The organism is Paenibacillus agilis, assembly GCF_007786455.1.
GTDB classification, from domain to species: domain Bacteria; phylum Bacillota; class Bacilli; order Paenibacillales; family Paenibacillaceae; genus Paenibacillus_B; species Paenibacillus_B agilis.
In genome coordinates this window covers 2,011,438-2,026,963 of the sequence record NZ_VNJK01000001.1, presented here as the reverse complement: position 1 = coordinate 2,026,963, position 15,526 = coordinate 2,011,438, and the positions used below count along the sequence as shown (strand labels likewise).

The window sequence follows — 15,526 nt, the reverse complement described above, 5'->3', positions numbered from 1 at the left end:
GTTTTTCTTAAACTCTGGTAAATCTCAGGTAGATTCCTGAAGTCGTGGCAGCCTCACTTCAAACTTAGTACGAACGACATTACTCTCAGCTGATATGTTGCCTTTATGCTGCTCTACAATATTTTTCGCAATAAATAAGCCTAGGCCCGTGCTGCCCTCCTGATGCGTCCGTGCTTTGTCACCTATATAAAACATATCAAACAGATGCGGCAAATCTTCCTGATCAATTTGAGAACCGTAGTTCACAACTGAGACAACGATCTCATTTTCCTCCACATAACCATTAATATCTACAAACTGACCATCACTTCCATATCTAATGGCATTGGTCAGCAAATTTTCAAATACACGTGCAAGCAGCTCTCCATCCCCTTGAATCGTCAAATCTGAAGCCACTCGGACTCTTGAAACAAGATGATTGCTCTCAAACATCGGATATAGCTCTTCGCTTAACTGATTCAACAGCTCACTCAAATCAATCGATTGCTGCTCCATTGAAACCATTCCGTAATTCATTTTCGTAATGCCAAACAGCTCATCAATCAGCTTCTCTAGTCGTTTCGACTTCGTATATGCGATCGTTGTGTAATGTCTCGTCTGTTCAGGAGTTAGCTGCTCGTCCTTTAAAATGAAATCCAAATAGCCTAATACTGAAGTAAGCGGTGTGCGCAAATCATGCGCCAAATTCAATACCAGTTGTTCTTTGCTGCTTTCGGCAAAGTCGCCTCTCTTCACGGCCTCCTGCAACTGCACACTAGCTGCATTTATATCTGCCGCAATGGCTCCGAACTCATCCTTAGTTGCAAGCTGGACTTGATGATTAAAGTCACCATTCGCAAGATGATGAATTCCATCCGATATTTGATTAAAATAATTCGCATATCGCTTCGTGAGAAGAAAGAAAAAGAAAATTGACAAAGGAATAAAGAAAATCAGGAAGAAGTTAATATCTCCAATTTCTCTCATAAAATAGCGAACGTCCTTAAGCGGACTCTCAAACTTAACTGCTGTACGGTAATACAATTGAAATACTTTATAAATGGCAAAAGTAATGATACTGGAGCAGAATAGACTCAATCCAAATATCATAATCATTTTCGCACGGAAGCTTTGAATCATCTTCATCTTAGCCATTGAATGTGTACCCTACTCCCCAAATCGTTTTAATAAATGTATTTTTATCTTCTCCAAGCTTTTTGCGCAAGGTACGAATATGTACCATCACAGTGTTCCCGCCTTCAAAATAAGCTTCGCCCCACACCTGCTGAAAAATAAGTTCGGTAGGATACACCTTCTTGGGAGAACTGGCTAACAAATATAAAATATCGAATTCTTTGGGAGTAAGTTCAATGTTATTGCCATAAAGGGAGACTGTGCGCTGATCATACGAGATTGATAATCCACCGAATTCTAATACAGGCTTAATGGTTGGTGCTTGTTGGTTCAACTGCATAGAACGTCGTAACTGGGCGTTCACCCGAGCGATCAGTTCCATCGGATTGAACGGCTTCGTGACGTAATCATCCGCCCCTCTGACCAATCCTGTAATCTTGTCCAAATCCGTTGCTTTCGCACTCAGGAAAATAATTGGCATGGAACTAAGCTCGCGAATACGATGCGTTACTTCATACCCGTCCATTTCAGGCATCATAATATCAAGTATGGCTAAGTCGATAGAGTTCGACTCAACTGCTTGGATAGCCGCCTTTCCATCAGATACGATTATTGGGTGATAGCCCTCTTTTTTTATATGCAGCGCAAGTAACTCTGCAATTTCTGCTTCGTCATCCGCGATTAGGATGTTGATACGCTTCATCTGTTTCATCTCCTATATGAAGTTTACATCGTCACCATTATAGCAGAACTATATGTCCAAATTGAAAGTACAGATTCTTAATAATTGCATATGCAACGATTGAAAACAAAACAAATAGAGCCTCAGATACACTCTAGGCCCCAATTTGCTTACAATAATAAATTTCATTTTGGTATACATCCGTTATTTCATTTTATGAATTAACAAAGTCAATAAGCAGCTTATTCAGTTCATCTGCTTGACAGATTGGAGCTCCGTGCCCACTATTCGTCAATGGAAAGAGCTTAGAATTCTTAATTCGTTGGTTCGTCAATTCAGCACTTTTGTACGGAATCAGTTGATCATGAACACCATGAAAAATAGCCGTAGGAGCTTGAATTTGACTTAAATCTTTTTCTACATTTTCATTCGCTGCTACTTGTAATAGTTTAATAAGGGCATACGAAGCGGAATCCAATGCCATATTTACAAACCAATCATTCGTTGCATTACCTAAATTCCGATTGAAAAAAGATGGGGATAGACCACTAAGAAATACAGGTAAGTTTACGTACATTTGATTAATAAGTGCATCGGCTTGTTCTCTTGGAACACCGTAAGGAGAATCTGGATCTTTCACAAAGGAAGGAGATACTGCATCAACTAATGCTAGCTTCGAAACACGATGTCCTTTATAGCGAGACATATAACGGATCGTAATTGCTCCGCCCACGGAGAAACCAAGCAGTGTTATATTTTCTAGTTTCAATGTCTCTAGCACAACAGCAATATCGTCCGCTAATCGATCGAATGTGTAGCCGCCCCAGGGCTTATCGGATTGCCCATTTCCCCGAATATCCATACATACACAGCGAATGCCATGCTGTGGCAGTACGTTGTACTGATACTGAAACATGTTGTGATTAAGCGGCCAACCATGGACGAAAAAGATCGTCTTGTTATTCTGTCCTCCAGGGTTAATATCCTCAACAAAAACATGTATACCTTTTTCAACTTCAATATACATGATCTACCCTCCAATTTGGCTGTTCATTATTGTACTTGCTGCTGTTAGAACACGCCCTACTGAAGGATATATGATCAACGGTTTGTACGCTATGTATAAAAAAACAAGGCAGACGCTTTTTTAAAAGCATCTACCTTGCCTTGCTTGCTCAGATTAATGTGTTTGTTTAAACTCCCATTTCTTGTACGCCAGCACCATTCCAAATAAGCATGTCGTTGCAATCAGTGCAACTAACGGCAGCACAGCTACGACCTCTTCGGGAAAAACAAAAGGAAGCAGCGGGAAGGCAAATACCGCAGGAACCCGAATTCCGACGATACGGAGCAGTATAAGCATACAGATGATATCCAGCATCGTAACGATAATCCATGAATCGATCGCATAGTACAACAACGTCCCTACCGTTGCGGAAATCGTGAGTACGAGTGCTTGTTTAAAGGCCATTTTCCCATTGTACATCGGTTTCTGAAGAGATTCATATACCACAACTAAAATAGGTGGAATAACAGAAGCCTGCGGAAAACCAGCAAGCGTACATGCGCCCATCCACACGAAACTAATCACTAAAAATACAAGCATGTACTTATAGTTGATGGGCACTTTTTTCTCTAAGCCCTCATTCAATCGGAATAGCAGCACACCAAGCATTAATATAAATGTGAACACTAGTACAGATAGGACAAACGACCATTCTGTTGCATTTGTAACTAACGGCAGCAGCCCTGTTGCGATGGACGGTGCCAGATTGGATCGAATAATGCGCAGTGAGAGCATCATCAACGCCAAGGTCAAACTGACTTTAGCTAAATAAGCAATATCTAATTGATTGACGGCGAAGCCTATAATGGCAGTAAGTGACGGTGCGATAAATAGTTTAGAAGGCTGTCTAATCCACCCCGCTTCCCGATATACCCATACGCCAATTGCCATCGCAGCAATCTCAGGCAAAATAATTTCACGGTCATTAAATAGTAGTGCAGCAGCAACCATGCCCAAAATAAGTGCTACGGCTAGGAAATATGAAATAAATGTTTCTCTTTTGGAAATAGCTGAATTCATTGCTGTAAACTCCTCTTCATTAATCATTTCCATCCATATAAGTGTAGCCCCAGCCACCTATGGTATACAGGTAAGCGAAGCTTCCTGTACAATTGATAAAAATAAATTCTACATACCCCACAGGGGTACATTGTGAAATAAAGTATAATCGTGGTATGCTAGATGTGTCAAGGTTAACATATTATTTCCCTGGTTATACATTGTCGTTTTCTTGTCCATCTATTTGTGAGTGTGGCTGTACAATATATACATAACATTAATTAAAGAAGGTGAATCGGCGTGATGCAAACGGAACAAATTAAGGATGCGATTACATGCTTCCCCTGCCTTGCAGAAATTACCGAAGAGGATTGGAAGGAAAATGGAATTAGCGTCGTTACACTGCCAGCGAATCATATCATTCACGAGGGTGAATTTCTAGAAAGCGCAGCATTGATTATGCATGGCACCGTTCGTATGTACAAGCTTGGCGAAAACGGCAGAGAAGTTACCTTATATCGCATACACGATGGCGGCTGTTGTCCATTAATGGCATCCAGTATTTTGGGCGAAACCGCTTATGAAGCCAATGTCTGCATTGAGAAACCGACGAAAGTTCTGTTCGTTCCCGCTCGTATTTTCCAAAGATGGATGGGCACCTACATGAGCTTCCGTCAGTTTATTTTCAAGTCATTTGCTGAGCGTCTCATTATTATGTCTAATCTCATTGATAACATGGTCTTTAAATCCATACGGATTCGAATATGTGAATATTTACTCGAGAGAACTACAGAGGGGGATAATTCCTTAACGATTACACATGATCATCTAGCGATTGAATTGGGCACTGCCCGGGAAGTCATTAGTCGGACTCTAAAAGCGATGGAGAAGGAAGGGCTTATCCACTTGTCCCGTGGCCAAATTACAAACATCCAACGTGAACAGCTGCTGGAGCTAGTTGAATAAACGCGCCCTTCCCCTTACGCATTGTATAAATAGCTATCAATTGGTGAAAATAGCCGCAGCATATACGTTGTTAGGAAAATGTACTGTTATGTGATCAAGTTACAGAACAGCGGCTGCGGCTTTGTTAATATAAGTCTCAAGAGATTGCTACTTATACAAATCGGAGGTTATTCATATGACAAATCCATCAACTCAAATTGACCTAGCGGCAAATACAATCCAGGAAAAATTGACATTCGTACTCATCCATGGTGCTTGGGCTACGGCAAGCTTCTGGGACAATACTGCCGCAGTGCTGCGTGAAGCGGGACATACGGTTCATGCTCCTGAATATGCAGGTCATGGAAACAATATCGATCCACAGGTAACGCATGAGCAAATCGTTTCATCTGTCGTGGACTATATTACACAAGAAAATATTCAAGATTTCGTACTTGTAGGCCACAGCTTCGGTGGTACGGTTATTGCTAAGGTAGCTGAATTTGTATCCGACCGCGTTAAACGCCTGGTCTTCTTCGATGCCTTCGTTCCGAAAGACGGCGAAAGCTTGCTTGATCAAATGCCTGCGCCTGTTCAACAAGCATTCCATGGACTAATCCAAGCTTCTGGCAACAACACGATTACGCTGCCATTCCCATTGTTCCGTGATACATTTGTGAACAGAGCAAATCTACATTTGGCTAAACAAATTTACGAAGCATCTCCAGCAGAGCCAGCTGGACCGTTGCTGCACAAGCTTGATTTGAAAAAGTTCTACAGCCTGCAAATTCCAAAGAGCTATTTGTTCCTTACAGAGGATATCGCTTATCCTCCGGCTCCATTTGCTTTCCACCCAGGCCAATCCAGCAACTTGGGCGTATACCGTCTTATCGTTTCCGATGGCGACCACATTAGTACGGCGTACACACATGCGAATGTGCTTGCGCAAAAGCTTGTGGAAGCTGGCAGAGACTAATTTTAAAGTAACTCGCAATACGATACAGAGGGGACCCAGGCCATGCAAGTGGTTTGGAGTCCCTCTCTTTTTTGTTCACCTCTACGTAATTTCTACACAATTGTCCATTAGGGTAAGTACTGTAAGTGCTAGTTCTTAGTTCTAACATAAGGCTCTATCCTTTCACTTACATGACGCAAGTTGCATAGGAGGTGGAATAACCGTTGTAACGAATCTTGCGTAACTTTGTGCACTGCTTTTTAACTTTTACAGGTAACAATATTAATGTTCGAATCACTCTTACTTTCGTTCACTTCCCTATTTGGTCAACTCTCCTGCTTAGTCATTCGACTCCAATTGAACACAATATAGGCTTTAAATGAGGTACAAACAAATGTGGTATACACTTGCACTGCTAAGTTCCCTTACGTTTGGACTAGGCGGCTTTATGATGAAAGTCAGTTCTTCAAAACGAGGCTCCACTGCTCATCTGTTATGGGGTCTCTATTTATCAGGTACGATCTGCTTCTTTACTTGGGTGCTGCTAACCGACAGTTGGGTGCTGAATTTTCAGGTTGTGCTAGCAGGCCTCATCATCGGATTTGGAACTGCCATCGGTAATTTACTGTTTATGTTTGCACTTGAACATGGGCCAGCAAGTCTGACCTCTCCTGTCGTCAACAGCAATGTCATTTTTACGATCGGGTTATCTATGCTGTTCTATGGGGAACAGCTAGCCTTTTTCGAATGGTTAGGAGTCTCGATGCTCGTCTTCGCCGTACTGCTGCTGCCTATTGATCCTAATGAAAAATTGCGTATTCGCAGTCTCAAATGGTATGTGCTCGTTATTGCTGCCACATTTCTATTCTTTCTTCGTAACGGAGGATTAAAAGTAACAGAAGAGCTGCATCTGCCCAATGCGATGATTTTATTCATAAGTTACTTCTTTGCCCTGCTCTGGTTCTCCATTGAAATCGTTCGGCACAAGAACAAGGAGTTAGCTTATGAAAAAAGGAGGATTGGCATCAGATGGGGGTTAGGCTCTGGAATATTCTCTTTTCTTGGCATGCAAATCTATGCAATCGCTGTAGCAAATGGTCCTGCGAGTATTGTCGCACCTATATTTTCAACGAACAGTCTTGTAGTAGCCCTGCTATCCATTTGGATCTATAAGGAGCGCCTTTCCAAGCTGCAAGCCATTTCACTTCTCGTACTCTTTATAGGTTTGGTCTTTACCCGACTTTAAATGATCGATGTAACTAGGACTAGGAGGAAACCGTTGATGATCTATCGCAATATTACTGAGTGTATCGGAAATACACCTATTGTGGCATTGGAAGATGAATTGGTTCCTGTTGGCAAGCGACTGCTGCTCAAGCTCGATTATTTCAATCCTACATTTAGTGTAAAAGACCGGACCGCATTTGGCATCGTGAAGCAAGCGTTAGAATCAGGAGAAATTAAGCCTGGAGGGCTTGTCATCGAATCTACGTCGGGGAATCTAGGCAAATCGTTGGCGATGCTTGGCGCTGTCTATCACTTTCAGGTATTGATTGTTGTCGATCCGAAAATTAGTCCGAGCTTATTGAAGTGGTACAAAGCCTATGGGGCAGAAATTGAAATGGTAACCGAGTTGGATGAAGACGGTGGATATCAAAAGACTCGATATAGAAGGATTCAAGAGCTGCTGCGCGAATATCCTGACGCATATTGGCCGAATCAATATGACAACCCTGCCAATCCTGCTTATCATTATGCAACTACCGCTCAAGAATTAATCGACTTGCCGATCGATGCGGTTGTGGGAGCTGTAAGTACAGGTGGCCATTTGTGCGGTATCGGAAAATTTATGAAGGAATCTAAACCCGACATACAAGTCGTGGCTTGCGATGTAGAGGGATCTGCTATTTTCAACCACCCTTTTCATACGTACTTGATTAATGGGGTTGGACTCAGTTGGCGAACCGCAAATACCGATTTGTCTGTCATCGATCAAGTTTGTATGGCAAGTGATCAAGAAGCCATCTCTACTTGCCGCCTGTTAGCCAGTGATCATGGATTGATGGTTGGAGGATCAGGAGGACTAGCTGTAATATCTGCTCTATCTTATCTTTATCATAGTAATGCCAGTACCGCAGTTGCTATTATTCCAGACACAGGCACGAATTATTTGGATCAACTGTATGATGATGAATGGCTTACATCGAAAGAGATAACTTTATTGGATCGTAAACAACTGCAACATAGCATCCATAGCAAGAAGTTGTTCTCCCCTAATAAAGATGTGCTTTACAGTGCATCTCACAAGTAGAGAGAAATATACGAAGGGCTCCAGAAAGCCGGTTTCAACTGACTTTCATGGAGCCCTATTTACAAAAGGTTATTATTAATCAAGTGCTGCGCTTAATGAAAAGGATAAATCCAAAACATTTCAGTACTATGCTTTCCATGTGACGCAGCATCCTCTTTTTTCAAGCTGTCGAGGAGCATCTGTGCTTGTGATTGATGCGCCTGAATCGCATATATCTTTTGTTCCACATAATCACTAATGTCATTAACTACCTCAGGTTCCCCTAATACTTTTCTCCGATTCGGAGTGATAGCAACACAATGAACCGTTGGTCGTAACTCACTTGGCATCCGCTTTACAGCCTCTATGACGGCTGCACCTGTCGCATCATGATCAGGATGTACACCATGACCTGGATAGAACGTGTAAACAAGGGATGGTTGCAATTCAGTTAGCAGCTGCTCAATTTTTACTGAAAGCTCTCCTTGCTCCTCAAATTCAACCATTTTATCATGATAGCCCCACATTCGAACATCTTGAATACCAATTCGTCGGCAAGCCTCTTCGAGCTCCCGCTTGCGGATTTGTGGCAATGTTACTCGATTGGCAAATGCCGGATTCCCCATATTCCGTCCCATTTCCCCGAGTGTCAAACATACATAAGTCATGATGGAACCTTGTTGTATATGTGTTGCTAACGTACCTGCAATCATGCTTTCATCATCTGGATGCGGCAGCACAACGACAATATGACGATGTCTTTCCATTTGAAGTCTCCTCTTCTGTCATATCCTTTTAAAATGGTGATTCACTGAGCATCAAGCAAACCATAAGTTTCCCCTGCTGATCATGCCCTGCAATGATCAGTTGATTAACCTCCTGCTCGTCCCAATGCGTCAATCCTTCCGCATACACCCAGCCATCTTCCGTTTTTAGACCTATACGATACGGTCCATTGCCTGCGATTGTCCCATGGGAATATTGAATCACTGTATTTTTCGTAAAAACAGAAGCCGTCAGCTTAGACTTGTCTCGATGAGAAGCATAGGCTCCTGTTGTCATCTCCAAGTGAAGATATACCCTTTTGTTCTGAAAGGATTGCAGCAACTGCTGCACTTGTTCTTGTTGTATCGGTTGCATGATTTTAGTTCCCCTCACATACAGAGAGTCCCTCGCATCGCATCTGCAATGAGTTTAAGGCAAGGGATCTTCTTCTATTTTACCGTCGCATAATCCGACAATAATCAACTTTATTCAATTATCTATGATAATAGTTTACATGATTAATCATTAAAAAACAAAGAAGCCGCCCAATGTGATCAGCTCCATTCCAAAAATTGTACTCACTCGAAAATAGTCGTCTATGACTCTAAAAATAACACTATATCGTCTCGCGTTATTTCACGATACATCCACTGCAAACGCTCATTCACTTCCTGCCACGAGCCTTCTTCCACCTTACGCAGTGTAGTCTCCACCTTATCGCCACGGAACGGCCTAATCATATTGTACAAAATAGTAATAACGTTCCGCTCAGCGTCTGTTATGGAATAATGCTCTTTATATCCCTCGTAAAATTGCTTGAATCTTTGGTCCATGTACCTACATCTTTCAGTATCCAGCCACTCTTCCTCATAGCATTCATAGCAAAGGAATATCCCTTCTTGTATCATATAGGTCACAAACTTTTCATTCCCTGCTAAATTGTAATCGATGATGCCGCTAAACCGATGATGATGATCCACCAATAAGTTATTTGTTGATAGATCTCCTTGCACAGCACCAGCTGGTAACGTGGAATATACTGATTGCAGCTCTGCACGTTTCTCGTTATAAATACTCCATATTTCTTCTAATAGATGAGTATCGGCTTCTGTATCTTTCAAGCCTTCATACCACTGCAGGGCATAATCGTAATTCTCTTCTTCTTCGTCAAATAGCACATAAGCACTGTCCCAGCTATAGGAAATGTCATTTTGCAGAGAGATGGAATGCATCTTCCCTACACAGCTTCCAAGCTGATGCAAAAAGTCATCCTCCAATTGTTCTAACTCTAGCTCCAGATCATCCAATGTTTTCTCCGACATATACTGTTCCGCCCAAACATAGAATAGATGACCTTCCATGATATGAGTAATGCTATATTTCCCATCTCGTGTATGATAAAACGCAGGTGTAGGTATGCCATTATTACGGTATGTACGAGCCAAGTGCGCCCATCCGTCAATCTTCTCACTGCTCGTATAAGGATTGCTGTAACATTTCAATACGATTGGACCATTGTTTAGCGTGTTAATGATCGCTACATATCGATACTCATCTTCCCCACTGTTGTCGATAACTCGAAATGATTTAATCGTGTCTTTATAATAAAATTGCAACAGGTACTCCAACTGCTTCTCTGTAATCATCCTATCCGATCCTTTCCTCCCATAATCGATCGATACAAAAATGTTAGCCCTGAGAAGTATGATTATGATAAAGATACGAGGGATGCTGTAAACCCGTTGCCGGATAATACTCATCATGTGTATAGGTAAACCCTAGTTTTTGTAATAGTTTTTTGGATCCCTGATTCTCAGGGTTATGTCCCGCAAATAATTGGTTTGCTTTTAGTTTCGCAAATGCATGGGCTATCGTCGCTTCTGCCGCCTCACTGGCATAACCTTTTCCCCACTTCGTACGCTTCAGATGGAAGCCTAGTTCGTAGATACCCTTATCTAACTGATACGGTTGTAACCCACAACACCCAACAAATTCACCTGACTCCAGCTCAAATAATGGCCAATATTGAACGTTATACTGCTGTTCTTGCCTAATTTCTTTACTTAGTCGTTCCTGTACTTGCAGCTCTGTAAATGCCCCGGTGGCTGAGATATAAGTTGTTACTTCCGGGTCTCCCCATAAAGATACAGCCAGCTCACCATCCTCTTCTGTCCATTGAGAAAAACCGAGGCGTGCTGTTTGAAGAAAGTATTGTCTCATTATGTCGCCCTTCCTTTGCCTATGAAATAGATTTCATATGACACTATTTTACATCACCCAAGGAAAAAACACCCGCAATCTATGATTGGGGTGCTCGTTCTACGATAGAAATGAAGTTATTGCGGCGGCTTACGCCTAGCTATTAACAGCATGAGAAAGGATATTACGACCATTGAGCAAGTCCAAGCCCAAGCAATAGCCATATCACCGGAATCAACCGCGACATAAATGGCAGTCGGTATCGTTTGCGTTTTGCCTGGTATGTTACCAGCAATCATCAATGTCGCACCAAATTCGCCAAGACTCCGAGCAAATCCAAGTATGTACGCGGTTAGAAAGGACGAGAACACTAGCGGAAAGCTAATATAGCGAAAAACTTGCCACTCGTTCGCCCCATTCGATCGTCCGGCATCCTCTAAATCTCGATCAATGGAAGAGAAAGCTACTTTCATCGTTTGATACACAAGTGGAAAAGCAACCACAATTGACGCTATAACAGCTGCCCACCATGTAAAAAGAATTGGTTCTGTAAATATGGACTCTATATATCGTCCGAACCAACTTTTGCGACCAAGCGCAACTAAGAGAAGAAAGCCAACTACAGTCGGAGGCAGCACAAGTGGAAGCATAAACGCCGTTTCCAGCAGCAGCTTACCGCGAAATGTTTTACGTGACATCCACCATGCCACACTCACCCCTAAAATGACTGCTACAATACTAGAAATAAGGGATACTTGCAAGGAAAGTCGGATTGGCGCCCAAAATGCGGGCCAATTGATGTCTGCCATTATCATTTAGGAATCGAAAATCCGTACTTCACGAATACATCAAGTGCATCTTTCGATTGTAAGTACGTATAAAATGCTTCAGCTTCCTTGCTATGCTTAGATGACTTTACGATACCAACTGGATATTGAACTGGTGAATAGCTATTAGGATCGACTGGAAAAGCAATTTTCACCTTGGAGGAAGTTAGCGCATCTGTTTTGTAAACAAACCCAGCCTCCACATTTTCCGTTTCCACATATTGAAGCACTTGTCTTACATCTTTTGCTTGTACCGTTTTAGCTTGCAGTGTTTCCCATAGTTGTGCATGTGTAAGTGCTTCCTTGGCATAATTGCCAGCAGGTACACTTTCGGGAATTCCGATCGCTACCTTTTTAATCTTTTCTTGCGTGAGATCATGCAACTTTTCAAGTGTTGTACTCGCGCTGCTAGGAACGATGACAACCAACTCATTGCTTAATAAAGTACGCTGTTGATTTGTAGCGATAAGCTCCTTGTCAACGAGTGCGTTCATATTTTTAGGTGCTGCGGATAGAAACACATCAACAGGTGCCCCCTGCTCAATCTGCTGCTGCAACGCTCCTGAAGCTCCAAAGTTAAAGTTAAGTTTAATGTTTGAATGCGCTGATTCATAGGATTTTTGTATTTCGGTTAGTGCATCTGTCAAACTTGCAGCCGCCGATACCGTTAACTCTATTTTCTCTATCTTGTTCGAGCTGTCTTGGCTTACCTGTGATTGGGTATTGTTACTTGTAGTGGATGTTGGTTTCTCTGTGCATCCTGCTACCCATACCAAACTTAACAAAACTAGTAATAGAATCATACTAGATTTCATTATTCTCTTCATTTCTCCACTCCTTACATTATGTTTAGTTATATTTGGTTATAATTAGATATAAATATACACATCATTCTATGAAAATGTAAAGGTTATAATCGGAAAATTTATACCACATTATGTTACAATATATCTACATTCACGAACCGGCATTACATTTCACAAGGAGGATTTCCGTGTCTAATCCTATCTCCTATACCACTGAAGAAATTGCTAATCTATTAAAAGTTTCCAAGCTCACAGTCTATGACTTGATTAAAAAAGGCGAACTGCCCTCTTATCGGGTTGGCAAACAAATGCGCGTTGATGCAGAAGATCTGGAGTCCTATAAGCAGCGTGCTAAAGGCGTTGCTAGAGCGTCGAAACCAATTGAAGCTTATCCGTTGTTACCTGCAGCGTCACCAATTCTCACTTCTGGAGCACGACCTATCATTATTACAGGCCAAGATATAAGCCTTGATATTCTTGCACGGCATATCGAGCGAAACGTTTCTGGAGTACGCCCCCTTCGCGCTTACAGCGGCAGCATGGATAGCCTCATTGCCATGTATCGTGGTGAATCCGATATCGTCAGCACGCATTTATTAGATGGGGACTCAGGAGAGTACAACCTCCCCTACATACGAAGAGTTCTCGTTAGTTCATCTTATGTCGTGGTCAATTTGCTTACACGGTGGGCTGGGATGTTTGTTCAAAAAGGAAATCCTCTCAATCTCAACAGCTGGGCGGATTTGAGTCAACCAGGATTGAAGATTGTTAATCGTGAGAAAGGTTCAGGCGCGCGTGTACTTCTGGATGAGCAATTGCGACTGCATAGCATTCAAGCAAGCGAGCTTACAGGATATGATTCGGAAGCATCCAATCACATCGGCGTCGCTAGCAAAGTCGCATCAGGCGAAGTAAATGTTGGGGTTGGAATTGAGAAAGCAGCTTCCATCGTGAGCAATGTTGATTTTATTCCTTTAATTCAAGAACGCTACGATCTTGTCCTTATGAAAAAGCCCGAGAATCTACATTGGATTGAAGCAATTATCGCTATTTTGCAATCAGAAGATTTTCAAAATGAACTTCTTGCTATCGGTGGATATGATTTATCACTTACGGGCCAGCTGTTGTATGAGAGTTGAAAGATATCAAAGATTTTTGAACAATAATAAAACACTCTTTACTTGGTTATAAGTAATAAGGAGTGTTTTTTATTTTTTATATAAAATTTTAAATGATGAAATGGCAAACACCCCTACGAGTATAAGCTCACAGAGGCGTTATTAGTTTAGATAATTATAATGAACAAGATCGATAGCGTCATATATTCTTCACTACTGTATAAAAGCATCCATTAAAAGGTATAAACTTCATCTTCCTTCCCAATCATGCTTTCCAAAAGTTGTGATATCTCCAGTTATACCAGAAGTAAAAGAAAGAACTAAAAAAGCTGCAAAAATCAGTTTAAAGTAACGTATTTTCATTTAAGATCTCCTCCAACTGATAAAATTAATTACAGCATTTACTCTTACAATGTTCCTTATTAATTAATGCCATTAATTAGGCCTTAATTACTTACTCGTTTTCATTGCAGAGCGCATAGAAGTTCTCAATTTTTTCTATCGTAACTGCTGTCATCATTTGTTTATTCTCTCTATATAATTTAAATAGTAGTCTCATGCAATTGCGCTCGTTCTTCATGTCATCAATTTTTGCATATCTGTAAGCACTTTCCATATAATTATTTGCAGCTTGGTTAAATTCTTTAACTGCTGAGTAATAATTACCTTTCAGCTTGTAAAGCCGGGCTAATTCTGCAGATTCAAGTGGTGTCTGATAAGAAACGGCATTAATTCTATTTTCATAATTCAACTGTTGTTCGACAGCTGATAGATTCCCTATTTCTAAGTAGAACGATACAAACTCATTGATAACATAAATGACAAAATCATCGCTACACTTATCAAGGCATTCCTGAAACTGAGTTACTGCAAGTGTGTGATTTCCCTTTTTTACATTTAACATGGCTGTTAGTAATCTTACGTTATCTGGGACAAATGATTGAGGATATTTTTGATATTGGGATAAATACTTTTGTGATGTTTCATAATCGCCTATATAATAATAAGCATCTTGCAAGATCCCAATTGCTTTAATCTTAAGCTTACTATCAGTATGATCATGATTGACCACCAAACTGCATAGCTTAATGCTCTCTTGAAACATACATAAGCTATATGCATGTACCCCAAGTTTATAGTAGGTGTCCAAGCGCTCTTCCATCGAAAGTAGATTGATATAATTCAATATGTATTTTCCTGATTGAAATGTTGCATTTAGTTTACTAAAATCATTCCGCTCGATGGAATATTTCTGATATAAACCTTTAGCAATGAAGGGCATAATTCCGTGTTCGCGGCAGTAATCGATGATAAGCTGATATAACGTAAGTTTAATGGAAGTGTCTTGCATTGAAGCTGTAGCGTGATAAAGCCTTTCTACAACATCATAGCTGTCTTCACGATCAGACTCTAGAAACTTACTTGCAATATCTATGATGAGGGATATTGGACTGTAGCGAGAGATTGCCTCTTGTAACATCATTAAAAGAGTATCAGGTCTACGTTCGACCTCAATGTATAGTCCAATGTATTCATTGTATGGAATACCGAGTGCTGATGCAAGCATTTTTATCGTCTGAAACTCCGGCTTTTTTACCTCTCCGTTTTCAATTTTGGAGATGGTTCCTTTACTCACACCTGAGAGATTTGATAGTTGGGTCAATGTTAGTCTCGCAATAAGCCGATACTGTTGAATCAAATCTCCAAACGTTAGTAGGGTGATACAACCATTCATCTTTCATTCACATCCTCTACTATTAT

At 41.1% G+C, this 15,526-nt stretch carries 16 protein-coding genes; 5 read left to right on the top strand and 11 right to left on the bottom strand.

Annotated elements, in window-relative coordinates:
- Nucleotides 1-24: 24 nt before the first annotated feature.
- The 4 genes from FPZ44_RS09180 to FPZ44_RS09165 form a co-directional block, all read right to left on the bottom strand.
- A complete protein-coding gene (locus FPZ44_RS09180; RefSeq protein WP_418789173.1) occupies nucleotides 25-1,125 on the bottom strand; it encodes a sensor histidine kinase in 1,101 nt (366 codons plus the stop codon).
- 1 nt (nucleotide 1,126) lies between these two features.
- Nucleotides 1,127-1,816 carry a response regulator transcription factor gene (locus FPZ44_RS09175; protein ID WP_144989474.1) on the bottom strand — a complete coding sequence of 230 codons (690 nt, stop codon included), beginning with the start codon at nucleotides 1,814-1,816 and terminating at the stop codon, nucleotides 1,127-1,129.
- A 193-nt stretch (nucleotides 1,817-2,009) separates the two neighbouring features.
- Nucleotides 2,010-2,822, bottom strand: a complete 813-nt coding sequence (locus FPZ44_RS09170) for an alpha/beta fold hydrolase (RefSeq protein ID WP_144989472.1) — start codon at nucleotides 2,820-2,822, stop codon at nucleotides 2,010-2,012.
- 153 nt (nucleotides 2,823-2,975) lie between these two features.
- Nucleotides 2,976-3,881, bottom strand: coding sequence for a hypothetical protein (locus FPZ44_RS09165; protein WP_144989470.1), 906 nt, complete (start codon nucleotides 3,879-3,881; stop codon nucleotides 2,976-2,978).
- Between the two features lie 282 nt (nucleotides 3,882-4,163).
- On the opposite strand from FPZ44_RS09165, the gene FPZ44_RS09160 reads away from it, so the two are divergent.
- From FPZ44_RS09160 to FPZ44_RS09145, 4 genes are all read left to right on the top strand, one after another.
- A complete protein-coding gene (locus FPZ44_RS09160) occupies nucleotides 4,164-4,826 on the top strand; it encodes a Crp/Fnr family transcriptional regulator (RefSeq protein WP_144989468.1) in 663 nt (220 codons plus the stop codon).
- A 175-nt stretch (nucleotides 4,827-5,001) separates the two neighbouring features.
- A complete protein-coding gene (locus tag FPZ44_RS09155) occupies nucleotides 5,002-5,781 on the top strand; it encodes an alpha/beta fold hydrolase (protein WP_144989466.1) in 780 nt (259 codons plus the stop codon).
- A 373-nt stretch (nucleotides 5,782-6,154) separates the two neighbouring features.
- On the top strand, nucleotides 6,155-7,006 hold the full coding sequence (locus FPZ44_RS09150) for a DMT family transporter (RefSeq protein WP_144989464.1): 852 nt from the start codon (nucleotides 6,155-6,157) through the stop codon (nucleotides 7,004-7,006).
- A 36-nt stretch (nucleotides 7,007-7,042) separates the two neighbouring features.
- Nucleotides 7,043-8,071 carry a PLP-dependent cysteine synthase family protein gene (locus tag FPZ44_RS09145; protein ID WP_144989462.1) on the top strand — a complete coding sequence of 343 codons (1,029 nt, stop codon included), beginning with the start codon at nucleotides 7,043-7,045 and terminating at the stop codon, nucleotides 8,069-8,071.
- 92 nt (nucleotides 8,072-8,163) lie between these two features.
- On the opposite strand, the gene bshB2 is transcribed toward FPZ44_RS09145, so the two are convergent.
- From bshB2 to modA, 6 genes are all read right to left on the bottom strand, one after another.
- On the bottom strand, nucleotides 8,164-8,817 hold the full coding sequence (gene bshB2 / locus FPZ44_RS09140) for a bacillithiol biosynthesis deacetylase BshB2 (protein ID WP_144989460.1): 654 nt from the start codon (nucleotides 8,815-8,817) through the stop codon (nucleotides 8,164-8,166).
- Between the two features lie 28 nt (nucleotides 8,818-8,845).
- Nucleotides 8,846-9,190 (bottom strand): YojF family protein, encoded by a 345-nt coding sequence (locus FPZ44_RS09135; RefSeq protein ID WP_144989458.1) that lies wholly within the window; start codon nucleotides 9,188-9,190, stop codon nucleotides 8,846-8,848.
- 221 nt (nucleotides 9,191-9,411) lie between these two features.
- A complete protein-coding gene (locus FPZ44_RS09130; protein ID WP_144989456.1) occupies nucleotides 9,412-10,461 on the bottom strand; it encodes a phosphotransferase in 1,050 nt (349 codons plus the stop codon).
- 43 nt (nucleotides 10,462-10,504) lie between these two features.
- The gene (locus FPZ44_RS09125; protein ID WP_186785975.1) at nucleotides 10,505-11,035 is read right to left on the bottom strand and encodes a GNAT family N-acetyltransferase; all 531 of its coding nucleotides are present in this window, start codon (nucleotides 11,033-11,035) and stop codon (nucleotides 10,505-10,507) included.
- Nucleotides 11,036-11,151: 116 nt separating this feature from the next.
- Nucleotides 11,152-11,829: a molybdate ABC transporter permease subunit gene (modB, locus tag FPZ44_RS09120; protein ID WP_144989452.1), complete on the bottom strand. Its 678-nt coding sequence runs from the start codon at nucleotides 11,827-11,829 to the stop codon at nucleotides 11,152-11,154.
- Nucleotides 11,826-12,668, bottom strand: coding sequence for a molybdate ABC transporter substrate-binding protein (gene modA, locus FPZ44_RS09115; protein ID WP_144989450.1), 843 nt, complete (start codon nucleotides 12,666-12,668; stop codon nucleotides 11,826-11,828). The genes modB and modA overlap by 4 nt, the downstream gene beginning before the upstream one ends.
- Before the next feature lie 167 nt (nucleotides 12,669-12,835).
- Here modA and FPZ44_RS09110 point away from each other — a divergent pair, with 167 nt between their 5' ends.
- Complete coding sequence (locus FPZ44_RS09110; RefSeq protein ID WP_144989448.1) at nucleotides 12,836-13,786, top strand: helix-turn-helix transcriptional regulator; 951 nt, start codon at nucleotides 12,836-12,838, stop codon at nucleotides 13,784-13,786.
- A gap of 433 nt (nucleotides 13,787-14,219) precedes the next feature.
- Here FPZ44_RS09110 and FPZ44_RS09105 read toward each other — a convergent pair whose 3' ends face one another.
- Nucleotides 14,220-15,500 carry a helix-turn-helix domain-containing protein gene (locus tag FPZ44_RS09105; RefSeq protein ID WP_144989446.1) on the bottom strand — a complete coding sequence of 427 codons (1,281 nt, stop codon included), beginning with the start codon at nucleotides 15,498-15,500 and terminating at the stop codon, nucleotides 14,220-14,222.
- Nucleotides 15,501-15,526 lie beyond the last annotated feature (26 nt).

Bases quoted from the DNA above. Each gene is read 5' to 3' on its own strand.
- FPZ44_RS09180 (WP_418789173.1), bottom strand. From the start codon at position 1,125: ATGAAGATGATTCAAAGCTTCCGTGCGAAAATGATTATGATATTTGGA.
- FPZ44_RS09175 (WP_144989474.1), bottom strand. From the start codon at position 1,816: ATGAAGCGTATCAACATCCTAATCGCGGATGACGAAGCAGAAATTGCA.
- FPZ44_RS09170 (WP_144989472.1), bottom strand. From the start codon at position 2,822: ATGTATATTGAAGTTGAAAAAGGTATACATGTTTTTGTTGAGGATATT.
- FPZ44_RS09165 (WP_144989470.1), bottom strand. From the start codon at position 3,881: ATGAATTCAGCTATTTCCAAAAGAGAAACATTTATTTCATATTTCCTA.
- FPZ44_RS09160 (WP_144989468.1), top strand. From the start codon at position 4,164: ATGCAAACGGAACAAATTAAGGATGCGATTACATGCTTCCCCTGCCTT.
- FPZ44_RS09155 (WP_144989466.1), top strand. From the start codon at position 5,002: ATGACAAATCCATCAACTCAAATTGACCTAGCGGCAAATACAATCCAG.
- FPZ44_RS09150 (WP_144989464.1), top strand. From the start codon at position 6,155: ATGTGGTATACACTTGCACTGCTAAGTTCCCTTACGTTTGGACTAGGC.
- FPZ44_RS09145 (WP_144989462.1), top strand. From the start codon at position 7,043: ATGATCTATCGCAATATTACTGAGTGTATCGGAAATACACCTATTGTG.
- bshB2 (WP_144989460.1), bottom strand. From the start codon at position 8,817: ATGGAAAGACATCGTCATATTGTCGTTGTGCTGCCGCATCCAGATGAT.
- FPZ44_RS09135 (WP_144989458.1), bottom strand. From the start codon at position 9,190: ATGCAACCGATACAACAAGAACAAGTGCAGCAGTTGCTGCAATCCTTT.
- FPZ44_RS09130 (WP_144989456.1), bottom strand. From the start codon at position 10,461: ATGATTACAGAGAAGCAGTTGGAGTACCTGTTGCAATTTTATTATAAA.
- FPZ44_RS09125 (WP_186785975.1), bottom strand. From the start codon at position 11,035: ATGAGACAATACTTTCTTCAAACAGCACGCCTCGGTTTTTCTCAATGG.
- modB (WP_144989452.1), bottom strand. From the start codon at position 11,829: ATGATAATGGCAGACATCAATTGGCCCGCATTTTGGGCGCCAATCCGA.
- modA (WP_144989450.1), bottom strand. From the start codon at position 12,668: ATGAAGAGAATAATGAAATCTAGTATGATTCTATTACTAGTTTTGTTA.
- FPZ44_RS09105 (WP_144989446.1), bottom strand. From the start codon at position 15,500: ATGAATGGTTGTATCACCCTACTAACGTTTGGAGATTTGATTCAACAG.